At 64.0% G+C, this 4,455-nt stretch carries 4 protein-coding genes; 1 reads left to right on the top strand and 3 read right to left on the bottom strand.

Features of this window, described 5'->3' with window-relative positions; genetic code table 11:
- The 3 genes from EN935_RS23900 to ftsZ form a co-directional block, all read right to left on the bottom strand.
- Positions 1-1,159 (bottom strand): DUF5691 domain-containing protein (locus tag EN935_RS23900; protein WP_127373665.1); only part of this gene is annotated, 1,159 nt, incomplete at its 3' end.
- Positions 1,156-2,541: an SWIM zinc finger family protein gene (locus EN935_RS23895; protein WP_245468761.1), complete on the bottom strand. Its 1,386-nt coding sequence runs from the start codon at positions 2,539-2,541 to the stop codon at positions 1,156-1,158. The genes EN935_RS23895 and EN935_RS23900, both read right to left, overlap by 4 nt.
- A gap of 187 nt (positions 2,542-2,728) precedes the next feature.
- Positions 2,729-3,766, bottom strand: a complete 1,038-nt coding sequence (ftsZ, locus tag EN935_RS23890) for a cell division protein FtsZ (protein WP_109663255.1) — start codon at positions 3,764-3,766, stop codon at positions 2,729-2,731.
- Between the two features lie 404 nt (positions 3,767-4,170).
- Between ftsZ and EN935_RS23885 the strand changes: the two genes are divergently transcribed.
- Positions 4,171-4,455 (top strand): GntR family transcriptional regulator (locus EN935_RS23885; RefSeq protein ID WP_164771296.1); only part of this gene is annotated, 285 nt, incomplete at its 3' end.

The raw sequence follows: 4,455 nt of genomic DNA, 5'->3' as shown, positions 1-4,455 counted from the left end.
CACCAAGATATTGCGTATCTTTCAGGATCAGCCTGACCAGGACACGCTTCCTGCGGTTGTCCAGACGCGGCATGAGGTGGAGGACGAAAAGCGCCGGCTTGCCGCCTTCGGCGACAAGCGTATCCGCCATGTGCGTCACCGCCGCTTCGCTGCCCGACGCGGCGACCATTCGGGCAACAAGGATATCGGCATCGTTCTCGGCGCCGAATTGCCACGCCCCGATAAACTCGGATTCGGTGGTGCCGAAGCGCGTGGCGAGGTCGACCAGGTTACAGGTCTCGAACAGTTCGGCACGACGTCTTTCCTGCGCCGGCGATTTGAGTTTTGCCGGCGTGTAGGTGGTGCGGCGGCGGATGAAGCCGGATTTGCCTTCCGCGATGAAGGCGGCGAGTTCTGCTGTTGGATCTTCCGGCCCGCCATCGCCAAGCTGGCCATGCTCTCCGAGCCTTGCCAGCAGCCGGCCGGCCAATTCGCGTACCTTGCCGGAACGATCGGCGGAGAGGTTCTTCAGGAACGGCACGTCATCGGCGCCGAGGCCGAAGCGCATGAGTTCGATGAGTGCAAGCCTGATCTCGGCCGGCTCGCCGGATCCCTTGGTCTCGATCAGTTGCCGAGCCGATGCCGGCGCGGTGCGGCGCATATCCGCGAGCGCCGTACGACGCGCGGCGGGATAGAAGTCATCCCAGTTTTCCGCGGTCAACTTTTCCTGGCGGGTGTGTTTTTCGCCGTCCGCGCCTGCCTGCCAGTCGATCCAGGGTGCATAGACGTCCGGGCCGTTCTGATCCGACACGGCCGGCATCCAGTCCATCGGATGCAGCACGAAGCCGCGGCTGGCGACGAGCGACACCACACGCGTCTTGCTTCTTGTGTCGCCGGCGTGTTTCAGCGCCGCTCGCAAAAGCGGCCGCAGCCGCTCCGGTAGCATCGGCAAGGCAAGTTCAGGCAGCACTGGGCGGCGCTTCAGCGTCTTGGGCGCGGCTGGCCGCAAGGCAATGTCGAGGGCCTGCGCGGCGATTGCCAACAGGCGACGCTCGCGCTCGTCGAGGCTTGCGCCACCGGCAATCTCCTTCCACGCGGCTGGAGCCAGATCGAAGCTGGTCCCGCCGGTGATCCAGCTGTCGCGCATGGTCGCCAGGCCGGTCTGCTCGATCTCGTTCACGACAGGTCAAGCCTCCCGAACCTGCTTTGCGCAGCCAGCAGGTCCAGCCGGCTGCCGTTCCAAAGTGCTGCCGTTGCCGTGAGGTCCAGCCCAAGCAGCGTTGGATTGACGGTGTCGGCGATCGGCAAGGCGATACCATGCGGATCGCCGGTTGCCTGCCACCAGGCGGCACCGCGATCGTCCAGCAGGATCGCGCCGGGCGGCAGCATGACGGGACAGTCGGTGAGCCAGGGGGCTGTGTCCTGGTGAGCGACATGGGCCGCGAGCGGATCGCCTGCGTCAAAGCCGAAATCAGGCCACTCACCTGACGGGACATCGCCCTTGCGGTCCGTCACCAGTGCTCGCAACGGCTGGCGTGCCGGATAAAAGACCAGCCTGGCATCAAACCGGTCTCCTGACGTGAAGGCGTTCGACCGGCGACCCGCTGAGGCCGGAAAATAGTCGAGCAAGAGAGCAAATTGCGGGCTCGCGCTCTTCAGGTCGAGCAGCCAGGTCGAATGGCTGACAAGACCGTCACGGCGGGTTTCGATCTTCTCGCCGAGCACTTCCCAGATGCTTTCTACCTGGATCGCTTCGGGATTGGCCAGTACCTGCTCACGGTTTTCGGAGGTCGATACGAGCCGCCTCAGTTCGGCGTCGCCTGGTGTCGATCGCCAGGCCTTGGCCAGTAGCACAAGCTTGCCGAGTTCGCGGATCGCCGCGTCCGGGCGCTCCTCGCTGCGCAGCCCCATCAGCCGTGACGGAATCTCGTCGATACGGCCGGCAAGCGCCGTTGCTTTCATGTCGACCAGCCGTGCCGCAATCCGGCGGCAACGGTCGCTGCTGTTGTCGACAAAGCCGGCAAGGCCAAGCCGCAATTGATCAGCGATCCATTGATCCAGTTCATCCAGCGCCGCCGACACGGCGGATTGCGTGTCCTGCGTCCGCTTTCGCTGCGCTGCCTCGCGGCGCTCGACCGCAGCGGCGTCCTCGACAACAGTACTTTCGTCGTCGAGCGAGATTTCGCCAATACTCTTGCCTCCCGCACCGGGCGCCGGCCCCGTCGGCTGCGGTGAGGTCTTCCTGCGGCGACCGAGCCAGTCATTCACCCATTCGGGGGTCGAGCCCGCGGCGGCAAAACTGGCCGGCGTGGTGGCGGCTATCCACATCAGCGCCAAGGTGTGCTTGCAGGGGAACTTCCGCGACGGGCAGGTGCATTTGTAGCCATGGTCGCCAGTGTCGACGACCACGCGGTAGGGATTGGAGCCGGAACCCTGGCATTCCCCCCAGATGAGCGCCAGCTGTTCGCTTTTTTCGAGTCGCGGCCAGTTCGATTGCCTGGTCAACCTGGAAGCGGCGCTCAACGAGGCCTGATCGGGCGCAAGCGCTTCGATGGTTTTCAAGTCAAATTCCAAGCCGCGCCTCTCGTCGCTCGAACGATACGGGTAGCCAGTATAGATGGCCGTCTATGACGGATTCTTGTAGCAGCAGCGGTACAGAGGTCGATACAGCTGACCGTCGGCCAATCTGCCCCGCTGGCGATGTCTCCCCGAAAAAACACATCTCGGCAAGGAAATGCGCCGAACCCCCTTATTGAAGCGTCCGCGCTGGCGGCTGGCCGGCGTGGTCGCGGGCGATGCCGGCATCGCCATCTTCTGCTCCAAACGCACGGTCGAGGCCTGTCGCCACCACCGAGACCCTGAAGCGGCCTTCCATGCCCTTGTCGAAGATGGCGCCGACGATGATGTCGGCGTCCTCGTAGACTTCTTCGCGAATGCGGGTGGCGGCCTCGTCGACCTCGAACAGGGTCATGTCCCTGCCGCCCGAGATCGAGACCAGGACGCCCTTGGCGCCTTTCATCGACACTTCGTCCAGCAACGGGTTGGCGATCGCGGCTTCCGCCGCCTTCATCGCGCGGCCTTCGCCGGACGCCTCGCCGGTGCCCATCATGGCGCGGCCCATGTCGCGCATCACCGATTTGACATCGGCGAAGTCAAGATTGATGAGGCCTTCCTTGACGATGAGATCGGTGATGCAGCTGACGCCGGAGTAGAGCACCCGGTCGGCAATGACGAACGCGTCGGCGAAGGTGGTCTTGGCATCGGCGATCCGGAACAGGTTCTGGTTCGGGATGACGATCACCGTGTCGGCGCTCTCGCGCAGCCGCTCGATGCCCTCTTCAGCCATCTGCATGCGGCGCCTGCCCTCGAAGGCGAAAGGCTTGGTGACGACGCCCACCGTCAGGATGCCGGCCTTGCGCGCCGCCTGGGCGATGATAGGAGCGGCGCCGGTTCCCGTGCCGCCGCCCATGCCAGCGGTGACGAAACACATATGCGTGCCGGCCAGATGGTCCATGATCTCGTCGAGCGATTCCTCGGCCGCGGCGCGGCCGATCTCGGGAAGCGATCCGGCGCCCAATCCTTCGGTGACATGCGCGCCAAGCTGGATCAGCCGCGTCGCCTTGGACATGGTCAGCGCCTGCGCGTCGGTGTTGGCGGCGATGAACTCGGTTCCTTGAAGCTGCTCCGCGATCATGTTGTTGACGGCATTGCCGCCACCACCACCAACGCCGATGACGGTGATCTTGGGTCTCATCTCGGAGATTTCGGGCTTCTTAAACTCGGCCATGCCTGTTTCTCCTTCGTCAATTGCGCGCGCTTCACGACCCACCCGCAGACTGCTTTTGGGCAGATTGCAATCGAGCGGCATGACGCGAATCAGTCCGTTGCGATGGGTACCCCAAAAAGCCAGAGAGCGGCCAGAGGTGCAAGTGCGCGCAAGGTCAAGATTTGTGATGACGGTTTTGCACAGCGTGGCGCAGACGCCGCTCGCCCAACAATCAAGCCTCTGGCCTTGGGTGCAACAGCCGGTAGGTGACGCGTTGGCTTGCCGCGCGACGACCGAAGCGTCTATCATGTGCTTGATATATCGCTGACTTCGGCGTTCTCGCCGAGTTCGGCCACGCAGAATCCCCAGCGGCGAAACCAGCCTGCTGCACAGATCTCAGAACGAATGAAGCAGCGCCCCCGCCAATGGCCGACAAAACACAATTCGGGTTGACCGCCGTCGACACCGTTCCCCTGCATGAGAAAGTCTATCTGGAACTTGTGCGAGCGCTGATGTCCGGCCGGTTCACGCCGGGCCAGAAGCTGACCTCGCGAAAGCTCGCCAAGGAACTCGGCACCAGCGACATGCCGGTGCGCAGCGCCTTCATGCGGCTGCAGGCGCTGCGGGCGCTCAGCCCGATGCCGAACGGCAGCGTCGAGGTGCCGGTAATATCGGCCGACCGGTTTTCGCAATTGACCGCGGTGCGGACG

The organism is Mesorhizobium sp. M7D.F.Ca.US.004.03.1.1 (assembly GCF_003998635.1).
GTDB classification, from domain to species: domain Bacteria; phylum Pseudomonadota; class Alphaproteobacteria; order Rhizobiales; family Rhizobiaceae; genus Mesorhizobium; species Mesorhizobium loti.
This window is presented reverse-complemented; position numbering and strand designations above follow the sequence as displayed.

What these genes read in the sequence shown, in the direction of transcription:
- ftsZ (WP_109663255.1), bottom strand. Translation starts at nt 3,766, where the DNA reads ATGGCCGAGTTTAAGAAGCCCGAAATCTCCGAGATGAGACCCAAGATC.